The sequence below is a fragment of the Paenibacillus sp. 8b26 genome, assembly GCF_050626875.1.
Taxonomy (GTDB): Bacteria; Bacillota; Bacilli; order Paenibacillales; family Paenibacillaceae; genus Paenibacillus.
This window is the reverse complement of sequence record NZ_CP192445.1, coordinates 3,073,985-3,089,984: the sequence shown is the minus strand read 5'-3', so window position 1 is coordinate 3,089,984 and position 16,000 is coordinate 3,073,985. Positions and strand designations below refer to the sequence as shown.

The following is a 16,000-nucleotide window of genomic DNA, read 5'->3' as shown; positions in this document are numbered from 1 at the left end:
GATGGGGGTCTTATCCGTCAAACAGATCAGAGCGTGGAGTCTAATACTCGCTCTGATCGCGCTTGCTTTACTGATCGTGCTGCCGTTACTACAAATTTTCATCCAAAGTGTGTATGTAGACGGACAATTACAATGGTCTGCGCCTTTCCAGACGTTGGCTGCATCCCGATTTGCGGGTGTGCTGTTCGGCTCGATCTGGCTGGGCATCTGTGTTATTGCTGGAACGACGGTGCTTGCACTTCCGCTCGCGTGGATCATGTCCAACACGCGTCTCGCTAGCTGGCGCTGGTTGGACGTGGTGCTATTGATTCCGTTTATGACCCCGCCCTATATCGGGTCGATGGGCTGGATTTTGTTTATGCAAAAAAACGGGTATCTGGAGCAGTTGTTTCCGAGCCTGCATTTCTTGACCCCGTTTTTTTTCAGCTTTGGCGGTATGGTGATGATCATGAGTCTGCATCTGTTTCCGTTCCTGTACCTGCTGCTGCGCGGTGCGCTGGTTAGGATTGGCGGTAGTCTGGAAGAGGCCGGAGCCGTTATGGGTGGCGGCTTTCTGTACAGATTCCGCCGAATCATTTTACCGCTGCTGCTGTCGGCTTATGGGATGGGCGCGCTGCTTATTTTCGTCAAAACGATTGCCGAGTTTGGAACCCCCGCCACCTTTGGACGACGTATCGGGTATGAGGTCATGACATCGGAAATTCACAAATACATTTCCAGTTGGCCGATTGATTTCGGCAAGGCGACATCAATGGCCTCGGTGCTTTTAACCGCCTGTCTGCTCGTGTGGTATGTGCAATCGGTAATCAACCGTAAGTATACATACAGGCTGGTAGGTGGTAAAGGCTCTCGTCCTTCCCGTCTTCGTGTATCCGACTGGACTACGGGACTGAGTATCGCATTCATTCTATTGTTGCTAATGGCGTCCATTGGTATCCCTTATTTTTCAATTATCGCCGCTTCCACCATGAAGCTGCGGGGGATCGGCTTGGCTTGGGATAACTTTACGCTCGATTATTACAAGGAACTGCTGTCTTGGGGCTCAGAGAGCATGGAGGCGCTGCTGAACAGCGTATTTCTCTCTTTGGGTGCATCGACGATTGCCGTTGTGCTGGGCACTTGGTTTGCGCTCGTTATTGGCGGCTCACGTACGAAGCTCCAGCGGACAGTGGATGCCTTCAGCTTGCTTCCGAACACGGTTCCGGGGATTGTTATGGTAGTCGGCCTTATTTTATGGTGGAACTCGCCGTGGATGCCGATTCCGTTGTATAACACGTACGGTATGGTCATTCTGACGTATGTTGTCTTGTTTGTTCCTTATACAGTCCAGTATGTCAAAAGCGCCTTTACGCAGGTAGACACCGCTCTTTTTCAGGCAGGACAGGTGTTTGGCGGTCGCCCGTCTTATATATTCCGCCGGATTGTGCTGCCGCTGATTTTACCGGGGATGCTGGCAGGCTGGATGATGACCTTTACCATTGCTTCGCGCGAACTGGTCGGCTCATTGCTGATTTTGCCGCCATCCGTCCAGACGTCTGCAACCTACATATTTGCCCAGTTCGAACAGGGGCAGGTGTCGCTTGGTATGGCAATGGCGGTCATATCGGTCGGATTGACCACGCTGCTGCTGATCTTAATGGAAAGCTTAAACTCGCAAAGAAAGTGGAAATGATGATGACCAAGCTTCGAATTTGGGGCGGTGCGGGCGAACACGGCCGCTCCTGCTATGTTTTGGAAGGAAAGCAGCATCGTATCATGCTGGATTGTGGCGTGAAAAAGGAAGGAACCGGGCAGTATCCGGTTTTTCCGCCGCAGGAGGCGGAGAGGCTGACCGCTGTATTGCTGTCTCATGCACATGAGGATCATTCAATGGCGCTCCCCTTACTGTATAAGTATGGATACCGGGGAGAGGTTTGGACGACAAAGGCCACCGCCGAGCAGTTGGGTTCCTATTTTCGCTCCTGGCATACTTATGTAGAATCGAGAGGCGGCAAATTGCCATACGACGAACGGGATATCGAATCCATCGCTTACCGCTATCTGGAGGATGAGGCGCCGTCAGGGATATGGCAGGAGGCTTGTCCGGGTGTACGGATCATGTGGGGACGCAGTGGACATTTGGCTGGCGCAGTGTGGTACATGGTAGATATGGAAGGAAAGCGGTTGTTCTTTTCGGGAGATTACAGCCGTGAATCCGAGCTGCTCGCTGCCGATGCACCGGAACCTAATCTAGCCGATATCTCCATTATGGATAATGCCTATGGCATGGATATAGATCCGCAGCCTGTGAAGCTGGAGCGGCTGCGGACCGGGATGGGACAGATATTGTCTTCTGGTGGTCATGTGCTGCTTCCGGTACCCGCCTTTGGCCGGGGACAGGAGTTGATTGTGTGGGCCAGCGAGCAGTTCCCTGAACAAGCAATGATTGTAGAGCCGGACATATGGCAGGGATTGCAGCGCTTGAGCCGTTTGAAAGAATGGTTACGCATGGAAGTACCTGCGCGGATAGAACGTGTGCTGCACAGTGGCCGGATCTTTGTGCCTCGTGATGCTGCGGAGCGAGTGCAGCTGCTGGAACAGAATGCTGCGGCTATGATCGTAACCGGGGACGGCATGATGGATTCGCCACGGGCGCGCTGGTACTATCAGTATTTATCAGATCATCCGCCGAGTACGGGGGATGGCGAAGGTAGCGGAAAAAGTAATCATAACGGAGTTATTTTAACGGGACATACTTCAAGCGGTTCTTTTGGTAAACATCTGCTGGAGTATGCAGATCAGAATGACCGTTGTATGGTTCGGCATTTGATTTACAAGGTGCATCAGGGGATATCGGATGTGAGACTAATGTTGAAGGAGTTGCCTGGTAAACAAGTTGTGCTCGTTCATGCGCCCAAGCCGCAGACTGATCTTGTGCGTGACGAGCTGATGAGAGAAGGTTGGACCGAACACGAAAGCTCTGTAAAAGTCATTCACTCTTTGGAGCCGGGCGCAACGTTAAACGTTTAGATGATTCATTTACTCCATCCGTTATTTCGTACCCTCCTGCATTAGTCGGAAGGCATCGATTTCCCCAAGTTTCGTGGATATAGAGTTGCGCCCGATGCTTTTACGAAGGCGCAGCGGTGTAGCGGTACGCTTGAGCAGTGCTTTGATTTCTCTAGGCTCCATCTCCGGTCTCAGTGAAAGGAGCAGGGCAATGCTTCCGGTCACGTGGGAAGTAGCCATAGACGTACCGCTCATTTCGTGATGCTTGCCGTGTATCCATGAGGAAATGATCTTTTCACCCGGTGCGTACACGTCTACGAATTGTCCCCGGTTGCTGAAAGGCGCGATGCGTCTGTATTTATCGGTAGCTCCGACTGAAATGGTTTGGGAATAGCGTGCCGGGTAGTCAATACTCCGGCGCTTGCCCTCGTTTCCCGAGGAAGCTACGATCACGATACCGTTTTGATACGCTTTGTTCACCATATCAAGCAGCGCCTTGCTGCGTGATTTCATACCGAAGCTCATATTGATGATATCGATACGATTCAATACGCACCAATCGATGCCGAGAATAATATCGGAGACGTAGGCGGCTCCGTTATGGTCAAATGCTTTTACAGGATGAATCAGCGCCTGAGGTGCTACGCCAACCATACCCTCATCATAGTTGGATGCCGCGATGGTACCGGCAATATGAGTGCCGTGACCGTTATCGTCATAGGGCAGCATGGTCCGATTAAGCAAATTGATGCCTCTGGCGAGAGAATGCCGCAGATCAGGATGTTGAAAATCCGCTCCTGTGTCGATCACGCCAATCCTGATTCGGTTTCCTGTAGAGGAAGGCCAAGCCTTGTGTGCGCGCACCTGTTTAACCCCCCACGGCATGGGCAGGTTTTTCTCCGCCTTCGGCATCTGGGCTGTTCCTCCATGTACCCTCATGCGAGTATCTTCTTCAACGGTAACACCGTTGTGATATTTGCCCAGCCTGTCTCCCCCTGGAAGCGGGGCGATCAGAGCGCGAATCAGTCGGGCCGGTTGTACTTGCCGCAATCCCGCAAGCTCGGGCTTCAGCTTCCTGAGATAGGACAGGCATTCCCGGTATTGGTGAGGCTTATCGAACGTAATGATCTGTTTGTGCCGTCCACTGCTGGACGGCTCCGAAATGCCCTCGTGCAAACGCTGCAAAAAACCCGGATAGTCCATTTGAGACAGTCCCCCTCCGATGAGCCATGCTGAGGTATTGTATGAGCAAGCATCAGCAGCGGCATGGGAAACCTGCCCCTTTTTTATGGAAATAGGCCTGCTCGTCGTGTCAAAGTGATCGTGGACACATACGATACATGGAGGGCAAAAGCTCTTGTGCAACAACTTTGGGGGACTTCTCCCGGAGCGGGTACAGTCGGAGACGGGGGGGACCCCGTCTTTTTAACGTGCGCCGCCTTGTTCAAGGCATACTACTGCAAATTGTACGGATACCCATGTTTAACTTGCAATTTGCTTCCAAATAGGTTTTACTTAGTTTTGATAATGGATATGTTAGTATTGCATGTATCGTGTATGCTCTGAAACATGTTCTTGTGAATTACGTGTGAGAGGAAGTGTCCCTAGGTGAGTACCCCACTCAACTTGAAGATTGACCCGGAGAAAGTCCACGAGACTCCAATGGTGGATTTGGCATTTATGGTATTGAAAGCGGCCAATACTCCATATTATTACCGTGACCTGATGAATGAAGTCGCCAAATTGCGCGGCATGTCCGACGAAGAAATTAATGACGTTATCGCTCAGCTATATACTGAAATCAACATTGACGGGCGTTTCGCCTGTGTCGGTACGAATCTGTGGGGCTTGAAACGTTGGTATCCAGTGGATAAATCCGAAGATACTCTGACAGGCGCCAAGCGTCCTCGTATCATTAATGACGAAGACGATGACGACGAAGAGGAATATCATGAGGAAGAAGAAACTTACAGCGCCGATGACGACTTCGATGCAGACAGTGAAGACGAGGATGGCGAAGAAGAGCTGTTCGACGGTGAAGATGATGATAGTGATGAAGACGTGGTTATAGACGATGAAGACCTCAGTGATGAGGAAGATACAGAAGATGAAAATGACGACGAGTCGACGGAAGACGACGATGATTCGCTTCGTTAGGATCAGGCTGTAAGGGGAGATGTATTCTCCCCTTTTTCATGACCATTTTATTGAAACTGCCTTCTGATTTGAAGCATTCAGATGGATTCCCTCCAATCTTGTTCAATGGGCAAATTAACACAGATAACTTCCTTGACAGCGGATTGGACACGGGGTAAACTATTGCTTGGGCTTATGATTGATTCACTTATATGTTTGCTTTTTGTATAAAAGTGCCCCGTACTACGGGAGTGCTTTTTTGTTTTTTTATAGGGTGTTTGCACTCATGAAAGAGGGCTAAGGGCGGCGGGCATGGAAAATGATTCCGCTGCCTTCTTCATGGATGATAATCCGTGTAAACGGGTTACGATAACATCATAATGTCGCCTGAATTTTGGACTTTATTTAGGAGGGTTTTAAACAGTGACAAAGTATATTTTTGTGACAGGCGGGGTTGTGTCTTCCTTGGGCAAAGGGATTACGGCAGCTTCACTGGGAAGGCTTCTGAAGAACAGGGGACTGAAGGTAACGATTCAAAAATTCGATCCTTACCTTAATGTCGATCCAGGGACGATGAGCCCTTACCAGCACGGTGAAGTGTTTGTAACGGATGACGGTGCGGAAACGGATCTCGACTTGGGACACTATGAGCGCTTTATTGATATTAATCTGTCCAAGAACAGCAATGTCACGACAGGCAAGGTATACTCCAGCGTAATCAGCAAAGAGCGTCGTGGGGAGTATTTGGGCGGTACGGTGCAGGTTATTCCTCATATTACGAACGAAATCAAGGAGCGCGTATATCGTGCAGGCCGTGAAGCGGGTTCGGACGTAATTATCACAGAAATCGGCGGTACCGTGGGCGATATTGAGAGCTTGCCATTTTTGGAAGCTATCCGTCAGCTCAAAAGTGAGGTTGGACGGGAGAATGTAATGTACATTCACGTAACCCTCATTCCTTATATTAAAGCTGCTGGTGAGGTTAAAACCAAACCAACTCAGCACAGTGTAAAAGAACTGCGCAGCATCGGCATTCAGCCGAATGTCATTGTTTGCCGTACAGAGCATGAACTTTCTTCCGATATGAAGGCCAAAATCGCGCTGTTCTGCGATATTGATGCTAACGCAGTAGTAGAATGCCGCGATGCGTCGACTTTGTACGAGGTTCCATTGAACCTGCGTGAAGAAGGCTTGGACGAGATCGTAGTCAACCACCTCAAGCTGACAACACCTGCACCGGATATGACGGAGTGGGAAGGGCTTGTTGAACGGATCAGAAAGCTGGATAAAACGGTTGAAATCGCCATTGTTGGTAAATATGTTGCACTGCATGATGCTTATTTAAGTGTGGTTGAATCCCTTTCACACGCCGGATTTGATGCCAATGCGGATGTGAAAATCCGTTGGGTGAACGCAGAAGAAGTAACGGACGAGAACGTAGCGGACATGCTGGGCGGCATTGGCGGTATTCTCGTACCGGGCGGCTTCGGTGATCGCGGAATTGAAGGTAAAATCAGCACCATTCGTTATGCACGCGAACAGAAAATCCCGTTCTTCGGTATTTGTCTTGGCATGCAGGTATCTGTCATTGAGGTTGCCCGTTCTCTGGCTGGTCTCGAAGGAGCCAACAGCTCGGAAATCAATCCGGCTACGGATTACCCGGTCATCGACTTGCTGCCTGACCAAAAGGACATCGAAGATATGGGCGGCACCATGCGTCTCGGATTGTATCCGTGCAAACTGACGGAAGGTTCGCTGGCTGCGGCTTGCTACAACGATGAGCTGGTATATGAAAGACACCGTCATCGGTATGAATTCAATAACGAATATCGTGAAGTTATTGAAAAAGCAGGCCTTCGCATTTCCGGTACTTCACCGGACGGACGTTTGGTGGAAATTGTGGAACTGCCTGAGCATCCATGGTTCCTGGCGGTACAATTCCATCCGGAATTTACTTCCCGTCCGAACCGTCCACAGCCGTTGTTCCGTGAATTTGTCAAGGCGGCATTGCAGCTTCAAGGCTAATGCTACAGCCTGTTAGACCTCCTCTGGGAGGTCTTTTTTTATTCCACGCTTCCTGATTATGAAAGAATATTCCACAATTATGTATATGAGAAGGATTTTCTTTTTGCAGGAGCGAATATAGTTTAGGGTATGGGACGGATATTGTACGTCATCGGACGCTGTTATGGCAATAGCTGCATGATCCTCGTTTTAAGATCTTAGGAGGTTAAAACATTGGAAAAGAAAAAAGTATTAATCGTCGATGACCAGAATGGAATACGAATTTTGCTGATGGAAGTGTTCGGAAGTGAGGGTTACGAGACCTTTCAGGCAGCAAACGGAAAAATTGCACTTGAAATTGTTGAAAAGGAACCGCCTGATCTGGTTCTGCTCGATATGAAAATTCCGGGTATGGACGGACTTGAAATCTTGAAGCATCTAAAGACCATGAATCCCGATATCAAGGTTATTATGATGACAGCTTATGGTGAATTGGACATGATCAAAGAGGCGACGGAGCTGGGAGCACTCATGCATTTTACCAAGCCCTTTGATATTGACGAAATGCGGATTGCTGTGAACAAACAACTCAGAGGTAACTAGGTGAGTCACTTTGGTTGAGAACTCTGTTAACACAACAGGGTTTTTTGTTTGTGTTTATGGGAAATACTGAAAGTAAATCCTCTCCTTATACAATTCTATGAAAAAACGGCGTCCTGGGCGTGATTTCGTATGTGTTGATGTGCAAAAGCTTGTTTAGTATTTAACATGGGTTGTGGTATAATAAGCCCGTATGTGATGTCGGCTAAAATATAGACAAACCCAAACACCCTTAGGAGGACTGTAACCATGCCATTGGTATCTATGACAGACATGTTGAACAAAGCACTTGAAGGAAAATACGCGGTAGGTCAGTACAACATTAACAACCTGGAGTGGACTCAAGCTATTCTGGGCGCTGCTGAAGAAGAAAAATCCCCGGTAATCCTGGGCGTATCTGAAGGCGCAGCACGTCACATGGGCGGTTTCTACACTGTTGTTAAAATGGTAGAAGGTCTTATTCATGACATGAAAATTACGGTTCCGGTTGCGATCCATTTGGACCACGGTTCCAGCTTTGAAAAATGTAAAGAAGCCATTGATGCTGGTTTCACATCTGTTATGATTGACGATTCCCACAGCCCAATCGACAAAAACATCGAAACAACGAAAAAAGTTGTTGAATATGCACATTCCAAAGGCGTTTCCGTTGAAGCTGAAGTTGGAATGGTTGGCGGTCAAGAGGATGATGTTGTAGGTGACGTAATGTACGCTAAGCTTGACGATTGTCTGCGTATCGTTAACGAAACAGGTATCGACACATTGGCTCCTGCACTGGGTTCCGTTCACGGACCTTACAAAGGCGAGCCAAACCTCGGATTCAAAGAAATGGAAGAGATCTGCGCTGCAATCAAACTTCCACTCGTTCTGCATGGTGGTACTGGTATCCCAACGCATGATATCAAAAAAGCAATCTCGCTGGGAACTTCCAAAATCAATGTAAACACAGAGAACCAAATCGTGTTCGCGAAAGTAGTTCGTGAAGTGCTTGCTGAGAAACCGGATGCTTATGACCCACGTACATTTATCGCTCCAGGTCGTGAAGCGATTAAACAAACCGTTATCGGTAAAATCCGTGAGTTCGGTTCCAACAACCAAGCGTAAGAATAAGTTGATTGACCGTGCATCTGCATGGTTCAATGTATCTCTTGATTGTAATTGTAGTTCTGCACAGAAGATTTGAATCTGTTCAGTTGAATAGTTTGACTTGGAAAGCACACCGCTTAGCCGGTGTCTTTCCATTTTAACCACCAAAAAGTTGGGATTTTATTATTTGACCGACTGCAAAACAAGTAGGGGGACCCTCAAGCTTATGGAAAAATTGATGATCACCGGTGGACGGCCGCTTCAAGGTACAGTTTCCATCAGCGGTGCCAAAAACAGTGCCATCGCCTTGATTCCCGCCGCCATTCTGGCAGAATCGGAAGTCATTTTGGACAATTTGCCGCTGTTGAGTGATGTGGCGGTGTATTCCGAAATACTGGAGGAACTTGGTGCAAGCGTTGCCTGGGAAGGCAGCCAGATGAGAATAGATCCTTCCTCCATTAAATCCATTCCTATGCCGAATGGACCTGTTAAGAAATTACGAGCATCCTATTATATGATGGGAGCCATGTTAGGCAGATTCAAGGAAGCGATCATCGGTTTGCCAGGAGGGTGTAATTTTGAACCTCGGCCCATTGATCAGCATATCAAAGGTTTTGAAGCACTGGGTGCTACGGTTACGAACGAGCACGGTGCTATTCATTTGCATGCCAAAGAGCTGCGCGGTACCAAGATTTATTTGGATGTCAGCAGTGTAGGAGCTACGATTAACATTATGCTGGCGGCCGCACGTGCCAAAGGCGCCACAATTATCGAAAATGCGGCTAAAGAGCCTGAGATTATAGATGTAGCAACCTTGTTAAACTCCATGGGGGCCATTATTAAGGGGGCCGGAACGGAAACGATCCGGATTGAAGGTGTGTCCGAGCTGCATGGCTGCCGTCACTCCATCATACCTGACCGCATACAAGCGGGCACATATATGATTGCTGCTGCGGCTACTCGTGGTAATGTTTTGATTGACAACGTAATTCCCAAGCATATGGAGGCTCTGACTGCAAAAATGCAGGAAATGGGTATTGGTATAGAGGAATATGACGAAAGTATTCGTGTTCTGGGTTCATCTTCATATGAGCACGTTGATGTTAAAGCCTTAGTTTACCCCGGATTCGCCACGGACTTGCAATCTCCTATGACCAGTTTGCTTACTCAGGCGCAAGGGGTTAGTGTGCTGAGCGATTTTGTTTATAGCAATCGTTTTAAACACGTCCCGGAACTTGTACGAATGGGGGCTAAAATCCGCGTGGAAGGTCGTTCGGCTATTATTGAGGGTGGCAAGCTGAATGCGGCTAAAGTCAAAGCGGCCGATCTGCGTGCTGGTGCAGCGCTTGTCATTGCCGGACTTACAGTAAGTGAAGGCGTAACCGAGGTGTCAGGTGTCGAATACATCGACCGTGGTTATGACCATCTCGTCTCCAATCTGCGTCTTTTGGGCGCGGACGTATGGCGGCAGACAGAATAACAAACTTCGTACATTTTGGGACTCCCGGAACGGATGAACAATAGAATGGATAGGCTCTATGCAGCCGCTGCATGATACAAGATATAGGTCCATACCTAACAATCTTTTATCGGAAAACCGGAATAATTCGGTATAATCCAAGCAGATGGCTGCATAACTTTATTTGTTTTGGTTAAAATTATGTTGATGGCGTTTATGATATCATTGTCTATCATTTAGTTTTGAATGGACTTAATAATTGAATAGGTGGTTATTATATGGATCTGCAAATTTCCGATCTGGAAGAAATGAAGCTGACCGATCTGTACAAGCTGGCCAAGCAATACCAGATCCCGTACTACGGAACGCTCAAGAAAAAAGAATTAATTTTTGCTATCCTGCGTGCACAAGCCGAGAAGAGCGGATTGATGTTTATGCAGGGGGTTCTGGAAATACTTCCTGAAGGTTACGGCTTTCTGAGGCCGATCAATTACCTCCCGAGTACCGAAGATATTTACATCTCTGCTTCACAAATCCGCAAGTTTGACTTGAGAACAGGCGATCTAGTATCCGGTAAATGCCGGACTCCGAAAGAGAATGAACGATATTTTGGATTGCTTCAAGTTAACGCTGTCAATGGAAGAAGTCCTGAACAAGCTGCTGAGCGGCTACACTTTCCTGCACTGACTCCACTGTATCCGCAAACTAAATTAGTCCTTGAAACTACCCCCAATAATTTGTCTACGAGAATAATGGATATACTGGCCCCTGTCGGACTTGGACAGCGTGGACTCATTGTGGCACCTCCCAAAGCTGGTAAAACACTTCTCCTCAAAGAAATTGCCAATAGCATTTCTACCAACAATCCCGAGATTGAGCTGTTTGTCTTGCTGATTGATGAACGTCCGGAAGAAGTGACTGACATGCAGCGTTCTGTTAAAGGTGAAGTTGTTGCTTCCACTTTTGATGAACTGCCTGAGAACCATATCAAGGTAGTGGAATTGGTTCTAGAGCGTGCCCTTCGCCTCGTAGAGCATAAAAAAGACGTGGTTATCCTGCTGGATAGCATTACTCGTCTTGCACGTGCCTACAACTTGGTTATTCCAGCATCCGGTCGTACGCTTAGTGGAGGGATTGATCCAGGGGCCTTCCACCGTCCGAAACGCTTTTTTGGTGCGGCGCGGAATGTGGAAGAGGGCGGAAGTCTTACCATTTTGGCCACAGCGCTCATTGATACAGGATCGCGGATGGATGACATTATCTATGAAGAGTTTAAAAGTACAGGCAATATGGAGCTTCATTTGGACCGCAAGCTTGCGGAACGCCGCATATTCCCGGCTATTGATATTCGTCGCTCCGGTACCCGGCGTGAGGAAATGTTGTTAGGCAAGGAAGAATTGGATACCATTTGGGCCATTCGTAAAAATATGACGGAAAGTCACGATTTTGTGGAGGGCTTCCTAAAGAAATTGCGGAACAGCAGCAATAACGCAGAGTTTTTGGCCTCGTTTGATACAACGGCACCGTCTAGCGGATCACAAAGCAGCTCAAGCACTCCGCAACGGAGAACCACGCGTTCCACCGCAGCATCGGTTCCAGCTTCAACCAACTAAATCCAGCAATATAGCTACAGCTACCCTCAATAACAATGATCAGCCTATGGATAATCGTCATTTCCATGATAGGTATTTATCTGTTCCTCAAGCACGCACCCGTTACGGTTCTGTTTGTTTCAGGCGTGCGCTTGGTGGAACGAAAGGAGCTCCACAATGTATTTGGTGTATGCCGACGAAAAAGGCAATGTATATGATCATGCTTCTTTGTATGGGCTTGCCCGCAGTGCAGACATGATTGTCGAAATCATGGAAGATGAGCTTATTCCGCTACCAGAAGGAGCTACGCTGGTAAGTCTGCCCAACACACGCCCGGTCGGTATGAACCCTGAATCCGGGGAAATGGTTTCCTTGCCAGGCGATATGCAGGCAGTCGGGGCCTTGTTGCCTCAAGGCTTTACACGCTTATGCCTGCCAGGGTATGTGAAGACAGATAAAGAGTATAAGCTCCCCCTTTTTGGCTATTCAGCCGTGGTCTGGAAGGATGGAGCCTTTTATGTAACGGCCGAGCGGAGTGATAATCCGTCCAAATGGAATCCGGAAAATTGTGACCGCCAAGAGGTAAAACAGGGTGTGCAAAGGATGACAGAGCAGTACCCGGAAAATCGGCTGTACCAGCATTTGTCCAACTGTGCCTTAGGCTATGAGTGTCTTACCTCCTCGAACACGTTCCTGAATCGCTGGGAGGGTGGAGTTCCGGTATCTTACTCTTGTAATGCCGGATGCTTTGGCTGCATCTCGGAACAGCCGGATGACAGCGGTTTTGTATCCCCTCAGACGAGAATGAACTTCCGCCCTCGTGTCGAGGAGATTGTGGAAGTCATGCTGGAGCATTTGAAAACACCGGAGTCCATTATTAGCTTTGGCCAAGGGTGTGAAGGGGAGCCTTCTACTCAGGCCAAGTTGATTATAGATTCGATCAAAGAGGTCCGTTCCGTTACAGATATGGGATACATCAATATTAATACGAATGCAGGCTTGAACGATCATATCCGGGGAATCGTAGATGCTGGACTTGATCTGATGCGGGTCAGCACGATTAGCGCACTTGACGACCATTACAATGCGTACTACAAGCCGCGTGGTTACACGTTAGCCAATGTGGAAAAATCACTTCGTTATGCTTCCGAGCAGGGTGTATATACGTCGATTAACTATTTGATTTTTCCGGGTGTGACAGACCGCGAGGAAGAAATCGAAGCGATGATTGAGTTTGCCAAACGCACCAAGCTCAAGCTTATTCAGATGCGCAACCTGAACATTGATCCTGAAAGCTATTTGGAGCTGATTCCACCTGCCCAGGGAGAGATTCTTGGCATGAAGCAAATGCTTGAGATTTACCGGGAGGAACTGCCTGATGTTGTTATCGGGTCTTACACCCACGTACCGCCTCAAGGGCTGGCGCGTCCCAAATTTGCCAAGGCCTAAAATGGTCAATATCAAGTTGAACTACACCTGTTTCACGCCATTTTTGGATACACAAAAGAGTTGTTGAAACGCTCATATTCAGGTGCTATAATGTGAACATGTGTTCATATAACTCTGGGCTGATAGGACGTTCAGGGCGGAAAGAGGTGAAAGTTCAATGCAACAAGCTATTCAACCGAAATTTAACGTAACTAATGTCACTTGTGCTTGCGGAAATACGTTCGAAACCGGTTCTGTGAAAGGTTCTCTGCGCGTGGAGATTTGCTCCGCTTGCCACCCATTCTTCACAGGGAAGCAGAAATTCCTTGATGCTGGCGGCCGTGTGGATCGTTTCAAGAAGAAATACGGTATCTAATCGATTACCGCAGGTTATAAAGTTATTAGAGCCTTCTGCTATTGCAGAGGGCTCTTTTTGTTGTGGATGTTTGCTTTTTGTGCGGCCTTGAGATATACTTATTTTCACCGTGCTAGATGGGGAGGTAGCGGTGCCCTGTAACTCGCAATCCGCTATAGCGAGGTTGAATTCCTGTTAGAGGTGTTGTTGATGTGAGGCTGGTCCCTGCGCACAATGTTGACGGTTGGGTCCTCCGCAATGAGTACTTGTGAACCTGGTCAGGTCCGGAAGGAAGCAGCCATAAGCAGGTCCACTCTTGTGCCGGAGGGTGGCCTAGCCCGAGTTGTTGTTCAGGATTGCCGCTCGGATCACAACGATCAATAACAGGTGCACGGTATATATTGGGAATTAGAACATCTTGGCAGTCATTGCGAAGATGTTTTTTTGTGTTTATAAATTGGAAGGTGTCCGGTTTAGATTCGGACGGGAGTATAGTATAATGAAGTGAACATTAATGTTCATGAAAGTGAATGGGAAAGAGGGTAACGCGCATTGGAACATATAGCGTTGTACCGTGCTTGGCGGCCTCAGTCGTTCAAGGACATGGTAGGACAACAGCATATTATCCAGACATTGCAGAATGCCATCCGCGAAAATCGCACGTCCCATGCCTACCTGTTCAGCGGTCCGCGAGGAACGGGTAAGACGAGTGCGGCCAAAATTTTGGCCAAGGCAATTAACTGTGAGCATGGACCGGCGCCGGAGCCTTGCAACGAATGCGAAGCCTGTAAACGGATCACAGCCGGAGCGGTCATGGATGTACAGGAGATTGATGCAGCCTCCAACCGGGGCGTTGAAGAGATTCGTGATTTGCGCGATAAAGTCAAATATGCGCCGACGGAAGTACGGCACAAGGTTTATATCATCGATGAAGTGCACATGCTGACGACGGAAGCGTTCAATGCGTTGCTTAAGACGCTGGAAGAACCGCCGCCACACGTGATGTTCATATTGGCTACCACAGAACCGCACCGGATTCCGGCGACGATCATTTCGCGTTGTCAGCGTTTTGACTTTCGGCGGGTATCGCTAGAGGAGCAGACGGAGCGGCTTGACCTTATATGTCGACAGGAGAACATAGAGGCTGATTCAGACGCATTACAGTACATTGCGCGTCTGTCAGATGGCGGAATGCGGGATGCACTTAGCGTTCTGGATCAGATATCTTCGTTTACAGACGGTCGGGTTACTTATCAGCAGGTGCTGGATATGACGGGAGGTATTGCGTCTGAACAATTCGGCAAGCTTGCCTTGGCATTGCTGAAAGAAGATGTCGGCACAGTACTTCAAATGATTGAGAACTTTATGCAAGAAGGTAAAAGCGCAGATAAATGCATGGAAAATCTGCTGTACTATTTCAGAGATCTGCTTATGATTAAGATGGTACCGCAGGCAACTAAAATGACAGAGCGCGTGCTGGAGCCGGAGCAGTTCAAGGAAGTGGCAGAAGCTTTTACCAAGGAGCAACTCTTTAGCATGATCGACACGCTTAATCGCTATCAGAGCGAGATGAAGTATGCCGTTCAGCCGCAAACCTTATTTGAGGTAGCTCTATTGAAGCTGAGCAGCATTCCTGGGGAAGCTGGAGCTGCTGCTCAGTCGACCGCGCAGCATTCCGGCGCTGCCACTGCCAATCAGGAAGATGTAGCTGTTTTGAAGCGTCAGCTTGCCGAGCTGGAGAAGAAGCTTGAACGTGCGTTGCAAGGCGGATTGGCTGCCGGGACAGGGCAGGATGCATCGTCGGGGAGCCGTCAGGCCCCCGGAGGGCGCGCTCCCGCTCCGCGGATTTCTGCGCCAGCCAAGCTCCCTTCCCAGTTGGATCGCTATATCGCCGAGAAGTCGGGAGAGGCATTTGCGGCTGCGGGGCGTAAGTGGAGCCAAATTTTGCAGGGAGTCAAAGAAGCGAAAGTCACAGTTCATGCATGGTTTATGGATGGCGAGCCTGTGTCTGTATTAGAGGATAGCGTGCTCGTGGCGTTTAAGAATAACATTCACCGTGAAACTACTGAAAAGCCTGCCAACAAGCAGGTCATTGAGAAGGTTCTGCACGAACAGTTGGGCCATCCCTATCGTTTGGTGACGATGATGCAAAAGGATTGGAATGCTGCGATTGAAGGAGTTCCCGACCAGCCTGCCGAAGAATTCCAACTGGAGCAGGAGCATGACGCGCCGGGAAAGTCCAAGGAGCCCTGGATTGATGAGGCTATTGAACTTTTCGGGGAAGATCTGGTAGTTATAAAGGATTAAAATCAAAGTGTCTGGATGTATACTTCATTAAAGGAGATGATTGAA

At 48.5% G+C, this 16,000-nt stretch carries 12 protein-coding genes and 1 other RNA gene; 12 read left to right on the top strand and 1 reads right to left on the bottom strand.

What is annotated here, in order from left to right:
- Nucleotide 1 precedes the first annotated feature (1 nt).
- Together ACQ4MX_RS14230 and ACQ4MX_RS14225 are read left to right on the top strand one after the other, a co-directional pair.
- Nucleotides 2-1,672: an ABC transporter permease gene (locus tag ACQ4MX_RS14230; RefSeq protein ID WP_431085568.1), complete on the top strand. Its 1,671-nt coding sequence runs from the start codon at nucleotides 2-4 to the stop codon at nucleotides 1,670-1,672.
- Nucleotides 1,669-3,009, top strand: a complete 1,341-nt coding sequence (locus ACQ4MX_RS14225) for an MBL fold metallo-hydrolase (protein WP_431085567.1) — start codon at nucleotides 1,669-1,671, stop codon at nucleotides 3,007-3,009. The genes ACQ4MX_RS14230 and ACQ4MX_RS14225 overlap by 4 nt, the downstream gene beginning before the upstream one ends.
- Before the next feature lie 21 nt (nucleotides 3,010-3,030).
- On the opposite strand, the gene ACQ4MX_RS14220 is transcribed toward ACQ4MX_RS14225, so the two are convergent.
- On the bottom strand, nucleotides 3,031-4,191 hold the full coding sequence (locus ACQ4MX_RS14220) for a S8 family peptidase (RefSeq protein WP_431085566.1): 1,161 nt from the start codon (nucleotides 4,189-4,191) through the stop codon (nucleotides 3,031-3,033).
- Nucleotides 4,192-4,596: 405 nt separating this feature from the next.
- Between ACQ4MX_RS14220 and rpoE the strand changes: the two genes are divergently transcribed.
- From rpoE to dnaX, 10 genes are all read left to right on the top strand, one after another.
- A complete protein-coding gene (gene rpoE, locus ACQ4MX_RS14215; RefSeq protein WP_431085565.1) occupies nucleotides 4,597-5,145 on the top strand; it encodes a DNA-directed RNA polymerase subunit delta in 549 nt (182 codons plus the stop codon).
- Between the two features lie 402 nt (nucleotides 5,146-5,547).
- Nucleotides 5,548-7,149 carry a CTP synthase gene (locus ACQ4MX_RS14210; RefSeq protein WP_431085563.1) on the top strand — a complete coding sequence of 534 codons (1,602 nt, stop codon included), beginning with the start codon at nucleotides 5,548-5,550 and terminating at the stop codon, nucleotides 7,147-7,149.
- 213 nt (nucleotides 7,150-7,362) lie between these two features.
- Nucleotides 7,363-7,731, top strand: a complete 369-nt coding sequence (locus tag ACQ4MX_RS14205) for a response regulator (protein ID WP_431085562.1) — start codon at nucleotides 7,363-7,365, stop codon at nucleotides 7,729-7,731.
- 246 nt (nucleotides 7,732-7,977) lie between these two features.
- Nucleotides 7,978-8,832, top strand: a complete 855-nt coding sequence (fba, locus tag ACQ4MX_RS14200; protein ID WP_431085561.1) for a class II fructose-1,6-bisphosphate aldolase — start codon at nucleotides 7,978-7,980, stop codon at nucleotides 8,830-8,832.
- A 208-nt stretch (nucleotides 8,833-9,040) separates the two neighbouring features.
- Entirely contained in the window at nucleotides 9,041-10,294 is a 1,254-nt protein-coding gene (locus tag ACQ4MX_RS14195) for a UDP-N-acetylglucosamine 1-carboxyvinyltransferase (protein WP_431085559.1), read from the top strand.
- A gap of 257 nt (nucleotides 10,295-10,551) precedes the next feature.
- Nucleotides 10,552-11,886: a transcription termination factor Rho gene (gene rho / locus ACQ4MX_RS14190; RefSeq protein WP_431085557.1), complete on the top strand. Its 1,335-nt coding sequence runs from the start codon at nucleotides 10,552-10,554 to the stop codon at nucleotides 11,884-11,886.
- A gap of 156 nt (nucleotides 11,887-12,042) precedes the next feature.
- Nucleotides 12,043-13,314: a radical SAM protein gene (locus tag ACQ4MX_RS14185; protein WP_431085555.1), complete on the top strand. Its 1,272-nt coding sequence runs from the start codon at nucleotides 12,043-12,045 to the stop codon at nucleotides 13,312-13,314.
- A gap of 157 nt (nucleotides 13,315-13,471) precedes the next feature.
- Nucleotides 13,472-13,669 carry a 50S ribosomal protein L31 gene (gene rpmE, locus ACQ4MX_RS14180; RefSeq protein ID WP_134911660.1) on the top strand — a complete coding sequence of 66 codons (198 nt, stop codon included), beginning with the start codon at nucleotides 13,472-13,474 and terminating at the stop codon, nucleotides 13,667-13,669.
- A 107-nt stretch (nucleotides 13,670-13,776) separates the two neighbouring features.
- An RNA gene (gene ffs, locus ACQ4MX_RS14175) (signal recognition particle sRNA large type) lies at nucleotides 13,777-14,043 on the top strand.
- Nucleotides 14,044-14,200: 157 nt separating this feature from the next.
- Nucleotides 14,201-15,955: a DNA polymerase III subunit gamma/tau gene (dnaX, locus tag ACQ4MX_RS14170; RefSeq protein WP_431085552.1), complete on the top strand. Its 1,755-nt coding sequence runs from the start codon at nucleotides 14,201-14,203 to the stop codon at nucleotides 15,953-15,955.
- The last annotated feature ends 45 nt before the right edge of the window (nucleotides 15,956-16,000 follow it).